This window comes from Burkholderia cepacia complex sp. TUM26381, assembly GCF_057439935.1.
In genome coordinates, this window is sequence record NZ_CM172007.1 from 2,582,473 (window position 1) to 2,600,929 (window position 18,457).

Below are 18,457 nucleotides of genomic sequence, written 5' to 3' on the forward strand. Positions count from 1 at the left end.
CTCAGAACAGTTGGCCGCCCGACATCAGCAGGTGCTCGACGACCGGGCCGAGCGCGAGCGCGGGCAGGAACGTGAGACCGCCGACCACCAGGATCACGAACACCAGCAGGCCGGCGAACAGGCCCGTCGACGTCGACAGCGTGCCCGCGCTTTCCGGTACGCCCTTCTTCGCGGCGAGGCTGCCCGCGACCGCGAGCATCGGCAGCAGCGTCAGGTAGCGGCCGATCAGCATCGCGAAGCCGATCGTCGTGTTGAAGAACGGCGTGTTCGCGTTCAGCCCTGCGAACGCGGAGCCGTTGTTGGCCGTGCCCGACGTGTACGCGTACAGCACCTCGCTAAAGCCGTGCGGGCCGAGGTTCGCGAGGCTATCCATCGTCGAGTGCAGCATCGCGGCCAGCGCGGTGAAGCCGAGGATGCTGAACGGGTGCGCGAGCACCGCGAGCATCACGAACTTCATCTCGCGCGCCTCGATCTTCTTGCCGAGGAATTCCGGCGTGCGGCCGATCATCATCCCGACGAGGAACACCGTGAGGATCGCGAACGTGAACAGGTTGATCAGCCCGACGCCGTCGCCGCCGAACACGTTGTTCAGCATCATCTGCGCGATCGGCACGAGGCCGCCGAGCGGCGTCAGCGAGTCGTGCATCGCGTCGACCGAACCGGTGGTCGCCGCCGTCGTGACGGTTGCGAACAGGCTCGTCTGCGCGATGCCGAAGCGCATTTCCTTGCCTTCCATGTTGCCGCCCGGCTGCGCGGCGCTCATCTGCTGATCGACGCCGAGCCCGGTGAGCAGCGGATTGCCGTGCTGCTCGGCCGAATAGATCACGGCGAGGAAGCCGACGAACATCACGACGAATGCGCCGAGGAGCACCCAGCCCTGGCGGCGCCGGCTGATCATCGTGCCGAGCGTATAGGTCAGCGCGGACGGGATCAGCAGCATCGACAGCATGTGCAGCGTGTTCGTGAGCGGCGTCGGGTTCTCGAACGGATGAGCGGCGTTCATGCTGAAGAAGCCGCCGCCGTTCGTGCCGATGTGCTTGATCGATTCGAGGCTCGCGACGGGCCCCATCACGATCTGCTGGCGCGCGCCTTCGAGCGTGGTCGCCCACGCGTCGGCGGCGAGCGTCTGCGGCATGCCCTGCCATACGTACACCAGCGCCATCGCGAAACTGAGCGGCAGCAGCACGCGATAGGTCACGCGCGTGAAGTCGACCCAGTAGTTGCCGATGTCCGCCGCGCTCTTGCGGCTCAGCCCGCGGATGAAGCCGCCCGCGGCCGCGACGCCGGTCGCCGCGCTGACCACCATCAGGAACGTGATGACGGCCATCTGCGAGACGTTCGACAGGCTGCTCTCGCCCGCATACGCCTGCCAGTTCGTGTTCGTGATGAACGACGCGGCCGTGTTGAACGCGAGGTCGGGGCTTTGCGACGCGCGCTGCAGCGCATCGAACGGCAGCACGTCCTGGATGCGCAGCAGCAGGTAGCCGAGCAGCATCATCCCGGCGTTACTGAGCAGCAGCACCATCCCGTAGCGCTGCCACGACATCGCTTCGTCGGGGTTCACGCCAAGCAGCGCATAGGTACGGCGTTCGACCCACGCGTGGCGCGGGCTCGTGAAGGCGTGCGCGAGCCATTTCCCGACGACGGGCACCAGCGCCAGCATGATCGCGAGAACGATCGCGAATTGAATGAGATTGTTGAACATGTCGACGCTCGCTCAGATCCGGTCGAGGCCGGTGATGAAACCGGCCGTCAATGCAAAGAACGCGAGCGTGAAAAAAATGAAAAGCAGATCGCTCATGACATTCACCGATATTTTCGAATTCCTGTTGAATCGCGCCGATCAATACCGCTCGGGCTTGATCAATGCATGAAACAGATAGATAAAGAGCGCGAGCGACAACGCGCCGGTGATCCACAACATGGCTTTCCCCTTTTTTCGTATGCGCGGCAACGCCGCGCGACCGTCGGCGCAGCGGGCCCTGCCGTATCGGCGCAGGCCCGGATGACGCCCCCATGCTCATCTGGCGGATGGGATGCGACAGTGTAGAAATCCGCGTATCAAAGCGGTGTTCAATTTCCTTGCAGGGAATAAAAAAGCTGTAAAGACGGCAACCGGCCGGCGCGCGTTTTTATGCATTCTTTTCAGGGCCGGTGCGAGTCTATACACCGTATCGCCACCGCGATTCTTAAACTGGGCGCCATGTCCAAGACGAGCTTTCCGCGGTGCGGAGCTCGATGCGTGCCGGGGGATGAAAGCATGAAACCGACCAGAACCGAATCCGCTGCTTCACGCGATCTGCCGCCCGTCCGCTCGCGGCGCAGGCTCCCTGCAGACGAACTCGTGCTGCTGTCGATCCGTGTCGAATCGGACAACCTCGCGGCCGTGCGCCGCCGGCTGCATCAGGCCGTCGGCGCCGCGCTCAATTTCTACACGGCCGCGATCGACAACCGTACCGGGCGCGCATGCATCGAGCTCGAAGTCGCGCGGTCGCAAGCATCGCCCGCGATCCTGTCGATCCTCCGCCTGCTGCCGGCCGCCGAATTCGGCACGATCCGCCTGCTGCAGCACTAGCCGGCGTTCACCGCCGCCGCGCGTGACACGTGACACGCGTCACACGCGCCCCCTTTCATCGATTCGAACGCGCGTGCCCGCACAGACACGCGCGGCGAATCGTCGTTCCCGTCGCAACGGGCCTTTCCAGGAAGCACACGCAATGAAAAAAGCAGTCGTCGGTACCCTCTCCCTCGCCTTCTTCGGCGCCGCCGCGCACGCGCAAAGCAGCGTCACGCTCTACGGGATGCTGGATGCCGGTATCGCCTATACGAACAACCAGTCGGGTAAAAGCGCGTGGCAGCAAGGCAGCGGCCTGCTGTCGAATACGGTCTTCGGCCTGAGCGGCAACGAGGATCTCGGCGGCGGCCTGCATGCGCTGTTCCGCCTCGAGAACGGTTTCAACCTGAACAACGGCACGCAGTCCTACAAGAACACGATGTTCGGCCGCCGTGCGTACGTCGGCCTGCAGAGCGACCGCTACGGCGCGCTGACGCTCGGCCGCCAGTACGACGCGGTGGTCGACTATCTCGGCCCGCTCGCGATGGCGAACAACGGCGACGGCAACAACCTCGCGTCGCATCCGTTCGACAACGACAACATCGACGATTCGTTCTACATCGACAACGCGGTGAAATACACGAGCCCGACGCTCGCCGGCTGGCAGTTCGGCGGCCTGTACGGGTTCAGCAACGCGGCCGGCGGCTTCGCAAACAACCGCGCGTACAGCGCGGGCGTGTCGTATGCGAACGGGCCGGTCAGCCTCGGCGCCGCGTACCTGCAGCTCAACCGCGGCGGGCTGACGGCCGGCGGTGCGCTGTCGACCAACGACGCGCCGAACTTCCCGGCCGTGCGCCAGCGCGTGATGGGCGCCGGCGGCAGCTACGCATTCGACCGGCTGACGGTCGGCGCGCTGTGGACGCATTCGATGTTCGACGAAACGGCCGCCTCGTCGCTGCCCGGCGCGCTGAATGCGCTGCGCTTCGACAACTACGAGGTCAACGCACGCTATGCGCTGACGCCGGCCGTCTCGCTCGCGGGCGCCTACACGTTCACCGACGGCCGCTACGACGACGCAGCCGGCAGCCACCGGCCGAAATGGCATCAGGTGACGCTGATGGCCGGCTACGCACTGAGCAAACGCACCGACGTGTATGCGGAAACCGTGTACCAGCACCAGTTCGGCGTGCCGTCCGGCGCGACGCTCGGGTTCGCGAACGTGACGGGGCTCGCGGCTTCGTCGACGAACACGCAGGTGGTCGCGACGGTCGGCATCCGGCATCGGTTCTGACCGCGCGCCGGCCGTCGCAGGCCGGCCGCTCTGTGCAATCCCGCATGGACGCGCGCCGGCCGAACAGGGATCATTCGGGGAATCCGGGCCCGCTCGCCCGCGAAACCGGTACACTCGGCGCCGGGCGCGCGCCGGATCGGCATTCGGCAGCGGGCCGCCGCCGACTCTGGAATCGCGATCCCATGACCACACCGATCTATCAGGAAATCAAGGACTTCATCCTCGCCCGCATTCATGCCGGCGAGTGGGCGGAAGGCGACCAGGTGCCGTCGGAGAACGAACTCGCGCGCGAATTCAACGTCGCGCGGATGACCGTCAACCGCGCGCTGCGCGAACTGACGGCCGAACAGGTGCTCACGCGCACGCGCGGCTCGGGCACGTATGTCGCATCGCCGAAGTACGAATCGACGCTCGTCGCGATCCGCAGCATCTCGGACGAAGTCGCCGCGCGCGGCCACGGCTACCGCGCGCAGGTGCTGCAGGTCGGCGCGGCCGTCGCCGATGCGAAGCTCGCCGACGAACTGCGGCTCGACACCGGCAGCCCGATCTTCCATTCGCGCGTGCTGCATTTCGAGAACGACACGCCGGTGCAGCTCGAGGAACGCTGGGTCAATCCGGCCTGCGCGCCCGAATATGCGTTGCAGGACTTCACGACGACGACGCCGAACCAGTACCTGACGCGCGTCGCGCCGCTGCAGCGCGTCGAATACCGGATCGAGGCCGCGATGCCCGACGCCGAAACGCGCCGCCACCTGACGATGGACGACCGCGAGCCGTGCCTGCTGCTGCATCGGCGCACGTGGTCGCAGGGGATGGTCGCGTCGGTCGCCAATCTGTGGCACCCGGGCAGCCGTTACCGGTTCACCGGGCATTTCTGATGCCGATGCGCGGGTTCACCGCGCGGCGGCGCGCCCCCATCGCTCGATCGCGCTGACGGCCAGCGTCAAACCGTCCTCCTGCGCGATGCGCGTGCCGAGTTCCGTCGCACGCGCCTTCGTCTCGCTGCGATCAGCAAACGCGATGGCACGCGCCAACACTGCAGCCTCCATACGCCGCCCCGCCACGGGTGCATCGGCGACACCCAGTCGCTGCAACCGGTTCGCCCAGAAGAACTGATCGCCCGCGAACGGCACGACGACCGACGGAATGCCGGCCCGCGCAGCCGAATGCGTGGTGCCCGACCCGCCGTGATGAATCGCCATCGATACGCGCGGGAACAGCCAGTCGTGCGGCGTGTCACCGATCACGCGAACCTGTGCCGGCAGCATCGACGCGTCGATACCGCTCCAGCCCGGATAGAACAGTGCGCGCCGGCCGGCGAGCGCATCGGTCAGCGCGTCGACCATGGCTACCCGGTCGAAGCCGGCCATGCTGCCGAATCCGATGTACACGGGCGGATCGCCCGCTTCGAGAAACGCCGACAGCTCGGGCGGCGGCGCCCATGCACGCGCATCGATCCGCCACTGGCCGCATGCCTGCACATTCTCCGGCCAGTCGACCGGGCCGGACAGCAGCGCCGGCGACACACCATAAAGCATTGGATGATCGGTCCACACATGCTTGCGCGGCGGCAACCCGCACACGCTGCCGCGCGCCACGTTCGTCGACTTCCTGAACGCCTGCCACAACAGCGCATTCACGAACCGGTGGCTCGCGCGATTCAGCCAGCGCGGCAACTTTCCCGGCGGCAGGAACGGCGACGCGAATCCGGCGGTCGGCGTGATCGGAATCATGCCGGTGCCGATCGCAGGTACACCGCGATACTCGGCGACCGACAGCCCGACGAACGACGCAAGCCCCGACACGAGGATCGCGTCGCAACCGGCCGACGCATCCGCGACTTCGCGCATCCACGCCGCCGTGTTCGCATTCGCGATCGCCGCGAGCGCCTTCGACGTGTCGGTGAAGCCACCACGCCCGCGCACCGCATCGGCCAGCGCGCCGTCCGGCGCGATCGCGCGGCGGATGTCGCCGGACAACGGTGCCGACGGCACGCCGAGCGCGGCAGCGGCCCCGAGCGTCGCCGCGTCGGCAAGCAACCGGGTGTCGTGGCCGGCGTCCAGCAGCGCGCGGCCCAGCGCCGCGAGCGGACGCGTGTCGCCTTCGGTGCCATAGGTGGCAATGACGAACTTCATGCACGACTCCTCGCACGACGGAAGCAGGTGGATTCTCAAAAATGCACGTCGTATACTAATGCAATTCGTACATTTTCAGCCAATCCCCCGCCATGACGATTCAGACCGACGATCCGGGCCGCCGTGCACGCAAACGCATCCAGATGCTCGCGCATCTCGCCGCCACCGCTGCGCGCCTGTTCGATGCGCACGGCTACGAGGCCGTCACGATGGAGCAGATCGCCGCCGAGGCCGATGTCGCGAAGCGCACGCTGTACAACCACTTTCCGACGAAGGAAGCCGTGCTCGCGCACTGGCTCGAAGGCGAACTCGCGCGCGATCTCGCACATCTGCAGCACGACGTCGCGCGGCGCAAGACCTTCGCGTCGCGCATCGGCTGCGTGCTCGACGCGTCGGCCGCATGGTGCGAACAGCATCCCGCGTACCTGCTCGCGTACCTGCGGCACCGGCTCATGAGCATCGGTGCAGTCGAACCGGACAGGAGTGGACAGAACGGCAGCGACATCGCGCTGGTGTGGCAGCAACTGATCGTCGCGGGGCAACAGGCCGGCGAACTGAACGGCACGCTGCAGGCGGATCAGCTCGCCACCTGGTTCCATCACCTGTATCTCGCGGCGATGCTGCGCTGGCTGACCGTGCCGGGGTTGTCGCTGAAACGGGAGTTCCAGTCGGTCGCGAAGCTGTTCATCGAAGGCGCGGAAGCGAAGCGCTGAGCAACGCCCGCGTTCACCTCAGGCAGTCACACGCTCGTACGCTTACAAGCGCCCGAGCACGACCGCGAGCAGCGAGCGCCCGAAACGGGCGACCGCCGCGCCGCATGTCACCCACGCACGCTTCATTTTTTCGGTGTCGCGTTCGCCGCCCGCGCACCGCGTTGCGCGGCAGCGTCACCGCCCGACGGCCATTGCGTCTCGTCGAGCAGCCGGTCGAACAGCCTGGCGCGCTCGTCGTCCGACAGCGGACACAGCCCGAACATCGCCGATAGCGCGAGCCCCCATGCGGCCTTCCATCGCAGCAGCGCGAGATCGGGATCGCCCGATTCGGCCGCCATCCGCTTCACGTTCTCGGCATCGGTTTCCCGCACCTTCTGCAACGGCGCGGGATCCTCGACGAGCGCCGCCATGATCGCGAGCGCCGCCGACGGCTGCTGGTCGATCACTTCACGCATCGTCGCGATCTGCGCGGACAGCGTCGGCTGCGCTTCGCGCGGATCGCGCGCGGCCAGATAGTCGCGCTGGAAGCGTTGGTAGGTGTCCTGCTGATGTTCCATCAGCGCGTTCAGCACGTCGCCTTTCGTGCGGAACTGATGCATCAGGCCGCCCTTGCTGATCCCGCTTTCGCGCGAAATCGCATCGAACGTGAGCTTGCCCGGACCGTCGCGCTCGAGAATCGCGAGCGCCGCCTGGATCGCGGCAGTGCGCGTTCGCTCGGAACGCGTCGGGTTATCCATGAACTGTCCCCGGTATGGAGTGAGGCCATGCGACCGCGGCGTACCGTTGCGATCGCATGAAAGAAGTGCGCGGAGTCTATCACAAACAAACCGCCTGGTCGGTTTACATCCGGAAATGGCGGTGCTACGATCGGCTCCCGCATCGGCCCCGGCCGGATGACGGGCACGTCGCGCACGGCATGGTGCGACGCGAGCGCCATCTGCAGCCTGGCTTTCCGGCCGATGACTGCTACCGGATGGCCTGTCGTCCCCGATCTTCATGCGGTTATTGCGCCCCACAAACAAACCGTCTGGTTGGTTTTTTCATAAACCCGAGCGGCGATGCCGCCCTGTTGCACGACCCTTCGCACCGGCTCCACCGGCGCGAATCCCGACCCGGAGAGTCAGATGAACCGATCGATCAAGCCCAACCACCTGCTCAATGCCGCGCTTTGCGTCGCACTCGCCGGATGCGCCGGCGTCCAGCCTGTCCGCTACAGCGGCATCGAATCGTCGCCGTACCTGCGCAGCGATCCGCAGGACAAGTCGGGCCGCGTGCCCTATCGCTACGCGCTGCCGGCGGACTGGCGCCCCTACCGGAAGCTGATCCTCGACCCGGTCGCGATCTATCGCGGCACCGATCATCAATTCGGCAACCTGACCGACCAGGACAAGTCGACGCTCGCCACGTACATGAGCGACACGTTCGCGAAGAAGCTCGGCAAGCGCTTCGAGCTGACGAGCACGCCGGGCCCCGACACGCTGCGCGTAAAGCTGACGCTGACGGGCGCCGTCACGACGACGACGTTTGCCGGCGCCTTCGCGCATTTCGATCTCGCAGGCAACGTGTACAACGGCGTGCAGGCGATCCGCGGCCGCGAAGGCGCGTTCACGGGTTCGGTCATCTACGCGGTCGAGATCCGCGACGCGTCGACGAACCGGTTGATCAACGCATACGTGACGAAGCAGTATCCGAATGCGATGAACATCGGCGCGAGTTTCGGCGCGCTCAGCGCGGCAAGGACCGGCATCGACAAGGGTGCCGATGCGCTCGTCGCACAATTCGACTGAAGCCTGCCGGCGTACGTTGGCACGTGTCGCACAGATGCGTGCGGGGTGGCCGCGGGCGGCGATCTTCTGGCTCGTTCCGCTCGCGGCCGCTGCGTGCTGTCTCGCATGGGGTGCGTCGCTGCTCGGCAGCCGCGGCCCGACGATCACGATCGCATTCGCGACCGCCGACGGACTCGAAGCCGGCCGATCGACGCTGCGGCTGCGCAACGTCGAAATCGGTCGCGTCACGCGCGTTCGTGCAGCGCGCGGACAGCCGGGTGTCGTGATCAATGTCCGGCTGGACACCGACGCGCGCGCACTGGCGGTGGCGGACACGCGCTTCTGGATCGTGCGGCCGCGCATCGGGCCCGGTGGCCTGTCGGGTCTCGACTCGGTGCTGTCCGGTTCATACCTCGCGGCCACCCTCGGCCGTTCGCACGAACCGCGCACGCGTTTCACCGGGCTCGATGCGCCGCCCGTGACCGAGGACGGCGGCCGGCATTACACGCTGCGCGCGACCTCGCTCGGCTCGGTCGCAACCGGTTCGCCGGTCTACCACCGGCGCGCACGCGTCGGCCAGGTGACCGGCCATGCGCTCGATGCAGACGGACACGGCGTATCGATCGACGTATTCATCGCCGCGCCGTTCGATCGCCACGTCGATGTCGATACGCGCTGGTGGCAGGCCGGTGGCCTCGGCCTGCGGCTCGACGCAGGCGGCATGCAACTCGACACGCCGTCGATTGCCGCGCTGCTCGCCGGCGCGCTCGCGTTCGGGTCACCGCCCGGACGCGCATCGACCATCGCAGCACCGGAAGGCACACGCTTTCGCGTCGCCGACAACGAAATCGACGCGATGCGCACGCCGAATGCACCGGCCGCGCCGGTGGTGATGCGTTTCGACCGCTCGCTGCGCGGCCTCGCGGTCGGTGCGCCGGTGGATTTTCGCGGTATCGAACTCGGCAACGTGACGGCCGTCGGCACCGAATACAACGCCGCACGCGGCGACGTCACGATGCGCGTGACGATGGCGCTCTACCCCGATCGTCTCGGGCAGCGCTATCGCGACGTGCTCGGCAACGGCGACACCGACGCCGGCAGGGCATTGCTGCGCACGCTCGTCGCACGCGGTTTGCGCGGCCAGTTGCGCATCGGCAATCCGATTGCGAACCGGTCGTATGTCGCGCTCGACATGTTCCCGCACGCGCCGCCTGCATCGGTCGACACGACCCGCGAACCGATTGCACTCCCGACCGTGCCCGGCACGCTCGACGTGCTGCGCGACCAGATTGCCGACATCGTCGGTACGGTTTCCCGATTGCCGCTCGACCGGATGGGCGCGCACCTGAACGCCGCGCTCATGAACACCGATGCGCTGTTCGCACGACTCGATACCGAACTCGCGCCGCAAACGCGCGATGCGCTGCGCACCGCACGTGGGGCATTCATGACTGCGCAGACCATGCTTCGACAAGAGGGTGCGAACGCATCGAACGTCCGCCGCACGCTGACGCAATTTGCGCGTACATCGAGCGCACTGCGCGTATTGGCAGACGATCTGGAACAACATCCGGAATGGTTGCTGCCGAACGGTTCAGGCGTCACGCGGCCGGATCACGTACCGCATCCGGCACGTACGGCGCGGTAAATGCGTCGCGCGACGCACACACATTATTACGACGAACGCACGCACCGCATGCCAAATTTCCCGCGCAGCAGTATGCTGATGACGTACGGCGGCGCACTGTGCATCGGGTAATCCCTTCGTTCGCACGTGATCGCGCCGCCGTCGCGACCGCAATCATGCGTTGCAAGGAGGGTTGTGATGGCTACCACGCATCAGCACTTCCACCTCGAACTACGGCACGCCACCGCGCCGACTTACTTCATCAGTTACCTGTTCCCCGCCTTGCTGTTCGTGTACGAACTGTTGCGCGTCGGCCAGTGGATCCGCGATCACGGGATGCAATTCGCCGCGTTCAAGCAGATGGGCTACGAGTATCTGCTGATGCTGCTGTTCGTCGGGTTACAGATCGTCGTCGAGGCGATCTTCCTGCTCGGCGCCGCGATGCGCCGCGACAATCGCGACTTCGAGCACCGGCTGCCGAACGTCATGCTCGGCATCGGCTGCTCGATCGCGGTGCTCGCGCTCGATCTCGCGATCCAGCTGTCGTTCTGACGGCGGGCGGGCCCTGCCCGCCGGTTGCCGGGCGCTCAGGCGCCCGCGTCGCGCACGCACGTCGCGATGGCGGCCAGCACGTCGTCCGTCCGCTCGCGGTGCGGCATGTGCCCGCATTGGGCGAGCAGCAGGAACGACGACGGCCCCGCGACGCGCGCGGCGATCCGCTTCGGATGCACGTCGGACCCGTATTCGTCGTCTTCGCCGTGAATCGCGAGCGTCGCGCATTGCACGCGCGGCAGCTCGTCATCAAGATTCCAGTCGCTGAACGCCGGCGACAGCCACGTGTCGACCCAGGCGCGCAGCACCCATTCGGCCTTGTCGCCGTGATAGCGCGCAAGCCGCCCGAGTTGCCCCGGCTCATCGAACTGCTGTCCTGCATCGCGAATGCCGGCCAGCGTGCGATCCTCGACGAACGCCTGCGCAGCAACCGTCACGAGTGCGCGACAGCGATCCGGATAGGCGGCCGCACAGCCCACCGCCATCCCGCCGCCGACGCTGTGCCCGAACACGACGAACGTATCGACGCGCAGTTGTTCGAGCACCGCAGCGAACGCATGATCGGCCTCGTCGCGCACGAACGTCGTGCCGAGCTTCCCCGGATGACGATCCGAGCGGCCGAAGCCGAGGCGGTCGTATGCAATCACGTCGCGCTGCGTGGCACGCGCGAGTTGCTCGGGAAAGTCGCGCCACAGATCGACGCAGCCGAGCGAATCGTGCAGCAGCACGATGGGCGCTGTCGCGTCGTGCGCCGCACGCGCACGCCAGCGTTTCGCAAAGAGACGTCCTTGCGGCGTCCCGACGGTTGTCTCCTCGGTCACGATATCGGTCATGTGTCGGTCGTCTGCGTGAAAGCGGCCGCACACAGGCGGCCGCATCGAATCGGGACATGGTGGCCTGCCGGCGCGCGCAGCGTCAAGCAAGCCCCTACGGCCCGCGCGTTCATTCGGGCTGCGGCGGCAGGTACTCCATCTGCGCTTCGTCGTATAGCCGGTAGATCAGCGCCTGCATCGCGCGGATGTCCTCCGATTCGTCGAGCATCCGCATGCTCATGATGATCGGCGACACGAGGTTCGGATCGTCGAGCGGCTTGTAGCTGATGTCGTCGCGCTTCAGCCCGTACACGCTGTGCGGCACGACCGACACGCCCTCACCCATCGCAACCAGGCCGAGCGCGATCTGCAGTTCGCGCGTCTCGTAGATCCTGCGCGGCTGCAACGCACGATCGTGGAAGGCCGCGAGCACCTGGTCCGCGTAGCTCGGGCGCGGCGCCTTCGGGAAGATGATCAGCGTGTCGTTGACGAGATCGTGCAGCGACAGCACGGGCTTCGCGCTGTCGAGCACATGGCCGACCGGCAGCGCGACGATCATCCGCTCCTCCCGCAGCACGACGCGCCGCACGCTCGGATCCTCGTGACGGATGCGCCCGAACCCGACGTCGATGCGTCCTTCCTTCAGCGCCTTGATCTGGTCCATCGTCGACATCTCGTGCAGGCTCAGCTCGACGGCCGGATATTCGCTGCGAAAGCGCCGGATGATCTTCGGCAGCATCCCGTACAGCGTCGAACCGACGAAGCCGACCGACATGCTGCGCTCGATCTTGCCGACCCGCTTCGTCATCGATTCGAGTTCGGTCGTCTGCGCAAGCAGCTGCACCGCATGCGAATAGAAGAAGCGCCCCGCGTCGGTCAGCTTCAGCGGCCGCGCGTTGCGCTCGAACAGCGGCACGCCGAGCGCCTCCTCGAGCTGCTGGATCTGCCGGCTCAGCGGCGGCTGTGCGATATGCAGCCGTTCCGCCGCCCGCGTGAAATTCCGCTCTTCGGCCACCGCGACGAAGTAGCGGAGGTGTCTCAACTCCATGTTCGATGCCTCCCGGACAGCGATCCGGCGCAAACCGCGGCCGGATGATGTCGTCACGATACCGCAGGCGGCGCACATCGCGCCGCGTAAAGCAAAACGGGAAGCCCGCGAGCTTCCCGTCGTTTCATCGCCGCCGCAGCGCGGCGGCATCGCGACCGCGCGTCACCCCTCGGTCGCGTAGAGCGCGTCGCGCTGCTCATGGCTCAGCGAGTCGAGCGGCACGTCCGGCAGCTGGTAGCAGATCATCGTGCCGTACAGCTCGGCGAGGCAGTTGCTGCCGGCGTCCAGCGCGTAGCCGTCCTCGCCGTCCGGCGCCGGCGGGTACACTTCGCGCCACGCGTTGATCGCGGCTTCGATTCGCACGATGGAAACGGGTCCGGCCTTCCGCTCGGCGGGTGATGCGCTCATGGATTCCTCTGGGTTGCGCGCTCCGCGGGCCGTGCCGGCCCGGATGGAACGATGAAAACGCCGGACATGTCGCCGGCCGTCGCGCGCCGCGCACGCCGGATGCCGATCCGCGCTGCGCCTGTCGCGCCGGCCGGGCCGTGGCCCGGTAGGGTCGGGCAATATAACCGGCTTTGACCCCGTGCAGGCAAAAGCCGGGCAAAAAAAACGGGAAGCGCGCGGCTTCCCGTTGTTTCGTCGACCGTCGCGCGGCAGCCTGCCGCGCCCGCGTCAACCCGCGGTTTCGCGGTTCGCCACCGGCTGCCGCTGCGCGCCGCGGCTCGCGGCGATCCACGGTGCGATTTCCATGTCTTCGTAGCGCACGAAGCGGCTCTTCTTCAGGAACCGGAAGCCGAGCCACACCACGAGGAACAGCGGAATGCCGACATAGGTCGCGGCCACGCCGGCCCAGTCGATCCGGTTCGCGAGGAACGCCTGGTAGTCCTGGCCGAGCGCGATCACGAGGCACAGCACGAACGCGAACAGCGGTCCGAACGGGAACCACTTCGACTGGTACGGCAGCTGGTCGAGCGAATAACCCTGCTTCACGTAACCCTTGCGGAACCGGTAATGGCTGACCGCAATGCCGAGCCAGGCGATGAAGCCCGTCATCCCCGACGTGTTCAGCAGCCACAGGTAGACGGTCTTGTCGCCGTACAGCGACGTGAAGAAGCACAGCGCGCCGACCGCGGTGGTCGCGTACAGCGCATTGCGCGGCACGCCGCCCGACGACAGCTTCGCGAATATCTTCGGCGCGCGGCCTTCGGTCGCGAGGGTATAGAGCATCCGCGTGGACGCATACATGCCCGAGTTGCCGGCCGACAGCACGGCCGTCAGGATCACCGCGTTCATCACGCCGGCCGCGAACGCGAGGCCTGCGTGGCGGAACACGAGTGTGAACGGGCTCACGCCGATGTCGGTCACGTCCGTCTTCAGCAGGTTCGGGTCGGTGTAGGGAATCAGCACGCCGATCACGAAGATCGCGAACACGTAGAACAGCAGGATCCGCCAGAACACCTGACGCACCGCGCGCGGGATCGTCGTGCGCGGGTTTTCCGATTCGCCGGCCGCGACGCCGATCAGCTCGGTGCCCTGGAACGAGAAGCCCGCGATCATCGCGACGCCCATCAACGCCGGCAGGCCGCCCGCGAACGGCGCGTCGCCGATCGTCAGGTTGCCCCAGCCGTTGCTCGGCGCGCCCTTCAGAATGCCGAAGATCATCAGCAAGCCGACGCCGATGAACGCGACGACGGTGACGACCTTGATCAGCGCGAACCAGTATTCGGCTTCACCGAAACCGCGCACGGTGAGCGCATTGAGCAGGAACATCACGCCGAGGAAAGCCGCGCTCCACCACACGCCCGGCACGTCCGGAAACCAGTAATGCATCACGAGCTGCGCGGCGACGAGCTCCACCGCGATCGTCACGGCCCAGTTGTACCAGTAGTTCCAGCCGAGCGCGAAGCCGAAGCCTTCGTCCACGTATTTCGCGCCGTAGGTCGCGAACGAACCCGACACCGGCATGAACGCGGCCATCTCGCCTAAGCTCGTCATCAGGAAGTAGACCATCAGGCCGATCAGCATGTAAGCGACCATCGCGCCGCCGGGGCCGGCCTGCGAGATCGACGCGCCGGACGCGACGAACAGGCCCGTACCGATCGAGCCGCCGATGGCGATCATCGTCAGGTGGCGCGCCTTCAGCGCGCGATGAAGCTTGGGGGGGTTCGCGGACGAACCGGGTGGGTCGGAATTCGGAATTGCGGACATAAACGAGACGAACGTTGAGCGGGCCGGCATCCGTTGCCGGCGCATGCGGGATCGGAGCGCGGTGCGCGTCCTGCGATGCAATCGATGCGGCCCCGATACGCGTTGCGCGGCGGGCGCCTGCGGCGAAGCGCGGATTCTACCTGATTCGCCGCGGGGACAGCGCAGGTCGGCACGCCCGCCGCCGCGCGGGAGATTTCGCAGAATCAAGGAGTTGGCTGCATCGACATGGCCGCGACCGCATGCCGGCGCAAAAACCTTGGTTAATTCGGGGTTATTTGGTTTTCTCGTCGTGGCCGGTCAGCGCGCAATCCTGTCCCGATCCGCCAAATACTTCACCAATACGCAAAATCGACCGATCGGCGCACCATTAATCAGACAAAAAGACCGACACTGATAATTGATTCAAATCAAATCACCCGCGCGCAATGCAGTAATGATGCGTAACCGTTTCGAATCGCCGTATCCGCATGCATGTTTTGCATGCGCACGCGAAAGTCCGGAATTCGCGAGATAATGCGGGTTAATTCGAAATAATCAGCGCGCGGAACCGCCAACGACGCGAATATCCGCCGCCCGCCACGCCCGAGGATGAAGTCACTCCCGCTGCCCGCCACGCTGCGCCGCCATACCGCGTCGATCGTGGCACGCATTCTGTCGCCCCGCGGCGTGCTCGTTGCGGGCATCGTCCTGCTGATGTTCAGTTGGGGACTTTCCACGTCGCTATTAATCGAGGCACGGCGCGACGCGTATGACCATGCGGTCGAAAATGCGCGCAACCTGATGCTGCTGATCGAACGCGATATCGCACGCAATATCGAGCTCTACGATTTGTCGCTGCAAAACGTCGTCGACGGCGTGGCCGATCCGGAACTGATGACGTTGCCGCCGCGCCAGCGCCATCGGCTGCTGTTCGACCGCGCGGCGACCGGCGAGTATCTCGGTTCGATTTTCGTGATGGATCCGCACGGCAATATCGTGATCGATTCGAGCGCGTCGCCCGCGCGGCAGGGCAATTTCGCCGACCGCGACTATTTCGCCGTGCACCGCGACCGGCTCGCACCAGGCCTCTACATCAGCCGGCCGTACGCATCCCGGCTGCGCGGCGGCGCGCTGACGATCGCGCTGAGCCGCCGGATCAACCGGCCCGACGGCACGTTCGGCGGCATCGTCGTCGGTACGCTCAGCATCGACTACTTCCGCGCGCTGCTCGACGGCCTCGCGGTCGGCACGCACGGCAGCGCGGCGATCGTCGAAGACAACGGCACGCTCGTGTCGCGCCTGCCGTACGACACGCACATGGTCGGCCTCGACCTGCACGACTCGCCGCTGTTCATCGATTCGCTGCGCAGCCGCCACGGCGAGCTGACCGGTGTCGGCGCGATCGACGGCGTCCGGCGCATCTATGTTTACAAGCATCTCGCCGGCCTGCCGCTGATCGTCGACGTCGCGCCCGCCGAGATCGACATCTACGCGTCGTGGCACCACCGCGCGTTCTGGACCATCGTGCTGATGGGCCTGTTCACCGGGTTCATCGCGTGGGGCTCGCTCGCGCTGTCGCGCGAGCTGAAGCGCCGGCAGATCGCCGAATCGAAGCTGTACCGGCTCGCGCACACCGATTCGCTGACGGGCCTCGACAACCGCGGCACGTTCGACACGGTGCTCGCGAAGGAGGCACAGCGGGCGTCGCGCAGCGGCCGCCCGCTGTCCGTGCTGTTCGTCGACGTCGACCACTTCAAGGCATTCAACGACTACTACGGCCACCCGGCCGGTGACGACGTGCTGCGCCGGGTCGCGCAATCCGCGTCACGCTGCCTGCGCCGCGACGGCGATCACGTCGCGCGCTACGGCGGCGAGGAATTCGTCGTCACGCTGCCCGACACCGACGCGCAAGGCGCGGCCACCGTCGCCGAAGGCATCCGGCGCGCCATCGCGGGGCTCGGCATCGAGCACGTGAAGAGCCCGTACGGCCGCGTCACGGCCAGCATCGGCACGGCAACCACGGCCGACGGCCGGATGAACGCCGCAACGCTGCTGCGGCGCGCCGACGAAGCGCTGTACCGCGCGAAGTCCGGCGGCCGCAACCGCGTACTGGACGCGCTGCCGACCACGGCCGACGCGTGACCTGACGTCACGTCACGCGTCGGATTGTGCCGCCTGACTGCTTGCCTGCCTGTCTGCCCGCCTACCCGCCTACCCGTCTCCTGCCCGTCTGCCCGTCTGCCCGTCTGCCCGTCTGCCCGTCTGCCCGTCTGCCCGTCTGCCCGTCTGCCCGCCGGCTCGGCAGCTCGGCAGCTCGGCAGCTCGGCAGCTCGGCAGCTCGGCAGCTCGGCAGCTCGGCAGCTCGGCAGCTCAGCGTAGCGCCGTGGACAGCCCGCGCGCGTTCGGTTAGCGTGACGTCTGCTGCGCATGCGGCGCGGCGCAGGCCCGCGCAGGCCACCATGCGCGTTCCGGCCAACCCAGCTCCGTCATGACCACCCCGCTTCCTACCCGGCTGCCGCCCCTGCTGCGCAACGCGCTGCGCCCGCTGCTCGACCCGTACCGCCGCTACCGGCACGCGAAGCTGATCCATGCGGCGCGCGTCGCGCTTGCGATTCTCGTGTCGATCGCGCTGTCCACCGGCCTGCACGTGCCGCACGGCGAGTGGTCGACGATCACCGTGCTGATCGTCGTCGGCGGGCTGCAGCACCACGGCAACATCCGCAAGAAGGCGGCCGAGCGCGCGCTCGGCACGTCGATCGGTGCGCTCGCGGGGCTCGGGCTGATCCTGCTGTATTCCGTCGTGCATGCGCCCGTCGCGATCTACCTGCTGATGGCCGTCGCGTGCGGCTTCTGCGCGTATCACGCGATCGGCAAGGCCGGCTACATCGCGCTGCTGTCGGCGATCACAATGGTGATCGTCGCCGGGCACGGCGACAACGAGATCGTCGACGGCCTGTGGCGCGCGGTGAACGTGCTGGCCGGCATCGCGATCGCGCTGGCATTCTCGTTCGCGCTGCCGCTCTACGCGACCTACTCGTGGCGCTACAAGCTCGCCGACGCGCTGCGCGCGTGCGCGGCCGTGCATGCCCGGCTCGCGGGCGACCGCCACGTGAGCGACGACGCACACCTGAAGGAAATGGCCGCGCTGAGCGCGCTGCTCGTGCAGTTGCGCTCGCTGATGCCGTCGGTATCGAAGGAATGCGAGACGTCGATGACGCAACTCGAGGCGATCCAGCGCAGCCTGCGCCTGTGCATCGGCTACCTGGAGATCCTGTCGAGCGCGGTGCCGGCCCGCGACGACGTGGCGGCCCGCGAATACATGCGCGTCGAGATGAAGGCCGTGAACCGGCGCATCCGCGACACGCTGGTCGGCGCGAGCCGCGCGCTCAAGTTCGGCACGCCGAGCCGGCTCGCCCCGCGCCGCCGGCCCGTCGATCCGCCGCACGACGCGCCGCCGCCGCAGTTGTCCGGGTACGTGTCGATCACGGCCAAGCTGGCCGGCGAAGTCGATCAGTTGCGCGAGAAGCTGCTGGATACCGCACAGTCGTGGAATATCTGAGGCGCTGACGGATTCCGGGTTTCAATGGCCGTCTTTCATATTCCTTTCGGCGCAGCAAGCCGGCCGCCTGACGGCCGCCGCCCCGCCCGGCGGTCGATCCGGCCCCGCAAACCCGGCCCGCGACCGCACTCGTCCAGGCCCGTTTCGGCCGCGGTTTCGCGCCTTTCCGCATCGCTTTCTCCGCCTGGTTAACCGCTCGCCAGGCCCGCC

General features: G+C 66.9%; 20 protein-coding genes. 11 read left to right on the forward strand and 9 right to left on the reverse strand.

Going from position 1 to position 18,457, the window contains the following annotated elements:
* Position 1: 1 nt before the first annotated feature.
* Positions 2-1,705, reverse strand: coding sequence for a potassium-transporting ATPase subunit KdpA (gene kdpA / locus ACWMMN_RS28235; protein WP_342705831.1), 1,704 nt, complete (start codon positions 1,703-1,705; stop codon positions 2-4).
* Here kdpA and ACWMMN_RS28240 point away from each other — a divergent pair.
* On the forward strand, positions 1,704-1,874 hold the full coding sequence (locus tag ACWMMN_RS28240) for a hypothetical protein (RefSeq protein ID WP_175845364.1): 171 nt from the start codon (positions 1,704-1,706) through the stop codon (positions 1,872-1,874). The two genes, kdpA and ACWMMN_RS28240, sit on opposite strands and share 2 nt — an antisense overlap.
* Here ACWMMN_RS28240 and kdpF read toward each other — a convergent pair.
* Positions 1,844-1,924 (reverse strand): K(+)-transporting ATPase subunit F, encoded by an 81-nt coding sequence (kdpF, locus tag ACWMMN_RS28245; protein WP_063623159.1) that lies wholly within the window; start codon positions 1,922-1,924, stop codon positions 1,844-1,846. The two genes, ACWMMN_RS28240 and kdpF, sit on opposite strands and share 31 nt — an antisense overlap.
* A 336-nt stretch (positions 1,925-2,260) precedes the next feature.
* Between kdpF and ACWMMN_RS28250 the strand changes: the two genes are divergently transcribed.
* The 3 genes from ACWMMN_RS28250 to hutC all read left to right on the forward strand — a co-directional run bounded on the left by ACWMMN_RS28250 (position 2,261) and on the right by hutC (position 4,723).
* A complete protein-coding gene (locus tag ACWMMN_RS28250) occupies positions 2,261-2,575 on the forward strand; it encodes a hypothetical protein (RefSeq protein ID WP_081051941.1) in 315 nt (104 codons plus the stop codon).
* Positions 2,576-2,717: 142 nt separating this feature from the next.
* The gene (locus tag ACWMMN_RS28255; RefSeq protein WP_342705830.1) at positions 2,718-3,845 is read left to right on the forward strand and encodes a porin; all 1,128 of its coding nucleotides are present in this window, start codon (positions 2,718-2,720) and stop codon (positions 3,843-3,845) included.
* Between the two features lie 182 nt (positions 3,846-4,027).
* Entirely contained in the window at positions 4,028-4,723 is a 696-nt protein-coding gene (gene hutC, locus ACWMMN_RS28260) for a histidine utilization transcriptional repressor HutC (RefSeq protein WP_174993075.1), read from the forward strand.
* Positions 4,724-4,738: 15 nt separating this feature from the next.
* Here hutC and ACWMMN_RS28265 read toward each other — a convergent pair whose 3' ends face one another.
* The gene (locus ACWMMN_RS28265) at positions 4,739-5,980 is read right to left on the reverse strand and encodes a glycosyltransferase (RefSeq protein WP_486423444.1); all 1,242 of its coding nucleotides are present in this window, start codon (positions 5,978-5,980) and stop codon (positions 4,739-4,741) included.
* 92 nt (positions 5,981-6,072) lie between these two features.
* Between ACWMMN_RS28265 and ACWMMN_RS28270 the strand changes: the two genes are divergently transcribed.
* On the forward strand, positions 6,073-6,693 hold the full coding sequence (locus tag ACWMMN_RS28270) for a TetR/AcrR family transcriptional regulator (RefSeq protein WP_174993073.1): 621 nt from the start codon (positions 6,073-6,075) through the stop codon (positions 6,691-6,693).
* 122 nt (positions 6,694-6,815) lie between these two features.
* Here the strand turns inward: ACWMMN_RS28270 and ACWMMN_RS28275 are convergent, their stop codons facing one another.
* Positions 6,816-7,430 (reverse strand): TetR/AcrR family transcriptional regulator, encoded by a 615-nt coding sequence (locus tag ACWMMN_RS28275; protein ID WP_059237448.1) that lies wholly within the window; start codon positions 7,428-7,430, stop codon positions 6,816-6,818.
* A gap of 387 nt (positions 7,431-7,817) precedes the next feature.
* Between ACWMMN_RS28275 and ACWMMN_RS28280 the strand changes: the two genes are divergently transcribed.
* From ACWMMN_RS28280 to ACWMMN_RS28290, 3 genes are all read left to right on the forward strand, one after another.
* Positions 7,818-8,480 carry a DUF3313 domain-containing protein gene (locus ACWMMN_RS28280; protein WP_256086667.1) on the forward strand — a complete coding sequence of 221 codons (663 nt, stop codon included), beginning with the start codon at positions 7,818-7,820 and terminating at the stop codon, positions 8,478-8,480.
* Between the two features lie 34 nt (positions 8,481-8,514).
* On the forward strand, positions 8,515-10,107 hold the full coding sequence (locus tag ACWMMN_RS28285; protein WP_256086668.1) for a PqiB family protein: 1,593 nt from the start codon (positions 8,515-8,517) through the stop codon (positions 10,105-10,107).
* Positions 10,108-10,284: 177 nt separating this feature from the next.
* Entirely contained in the window at positions 10,285-10,638 is a 354-nt protein-coding gene (locus ACWMMN_RS28290) for a hypothetical protein (protein ID WP_059237450.1), read from the forward strand.
* 35 nt (positions 10,639-10,673) lie between these two features.
* On the opposite strand, the gene ACWMMN_RS28295 is transcribed toward ACWMMN_RS28290, so the two are convergent.
* On the reverse strand, positions 10,674-11,471 hold the full coding sequence (locus ACWMMN_RS28295) for an alpha/beta fold hydrolase (RefSeq protein WP_059237451.1): 798 nt from the start codon (positions 11,469-11,471) through the stop codon (positions 10,674-10,676).
* Positions 11,472-11,580: 109 nt separating this feature from the next.
* Positions 11,581-12,498 (reverse strand): LysR family transcriptional regulator, encoded by a 918-nt coding sequence (locus ACWMMN_RS28300; RefSeq protein WP_059237452.1) that lies wholly within the window; start codon positions 12,496-12,498, stop codon positions 11,581-11,583.
* On the opposite strand from ACWMMN_RS28300, the gene ACWMMN_RS28305 reads away from it, so the two are divergent.
* On the forward strand, positions 12,497-12,679 hold the full coding sequence (locus ACWMMN_RS28305) for a hypothetical protein (protein ID WP_155627215.1): 183 nt from the start codon (positions 12,497-12,499) through the stop codon (positions 12,677-12,679). The two genes, ACWMMN_RS28300 and ACWMMN_RS28305, sit on opposite strands and share 2 nt — an antisense overlap.
* Here the strand turns inward: ACWMMN_RS28305 and ACWMMN_RS28310 are convergent.
* From ACWMMN_RS28310 to ACWMMN_RS28320, 3 genes are all read right to left on the reverse strand, one after another.
* Positions 12,661-12,906 carry a DUF3717 domain-containing protein gene (locus ACWMMN_RS28310; protein ID WP_006482527.1) on the reverse strand — a complete coding sequence of 82 codons (246 nt, stop codon included), beginning with the start codon at positions 12,904-12,906 and terminating at the stop codon, positions 12,661-12,663. The two genes, ACWMMN_RS28305 and ACWMMN_RS28310, sit on opposite strands and share 19 nt — an antisense overlap.
* A 267-nt stretch (positions 12,907-13,173) precedes the next feature.
* Positions 13,174-14,709: an amino acid permease gene (locus ACWMMN_RS28315; RefSeq protein ID WP_059237453.1), complete on the reverse strand. Its 1,536-nt coding sequence runs from the start codon at positions 14,707-14,709 to the stop codon at positions 13,174-13,176.
* Between the two features lie 407 nt (positions 14,710-15,116).
* Positions 15,117-15,359, reverse strand: a complete 243-nt coding sequence (locus tag ACWMMN_RS28320) for a hypothetical protein (RefSeq protein ID WP_174993056.1) — start codon at positions 15,357-15,359, stop codon at positions 15,117-15,119.
* On the opposite strand from ACWMMN_RS28320, the gene ACWMMN_RS28325 reads away from it, so the two are divergent.
* Both ACWMMN_RS28325 and ACWMMN_RS28330 read left to right on the forward strand, forming a co-directional pair.
* Positions 15,298-16,830: a sensor domain-containing diguanylate cyclase gene (locus ACWMMN_RS28325; RefSeq protein WP_059237454.1), complete on the forward strand. Its 1,533-nt coding sequence runs from the start codon at positions 15,298-15,300 to the stop codon at positions 16,828-16,830. The two genes, ACWMMN_RS28320 and ACWMMN_RS28325, sit on opposite strands and share 62 nt — an antisense overlap.
* Before the next feature lie 346 nt (positions 16,831-17,176).
* Complete coding sequence (locus ACWMMN_RS28330; protein ID WP_256086671.1) at positions 17,177-18,247, forward strand: FUSC family protein; 1,071 nt, start codon at positions 17,177-17,179, stop codon at positions 18,245-18,247.
* Positions 18,248-18,457: the final 210 nt, after the last annotated feature.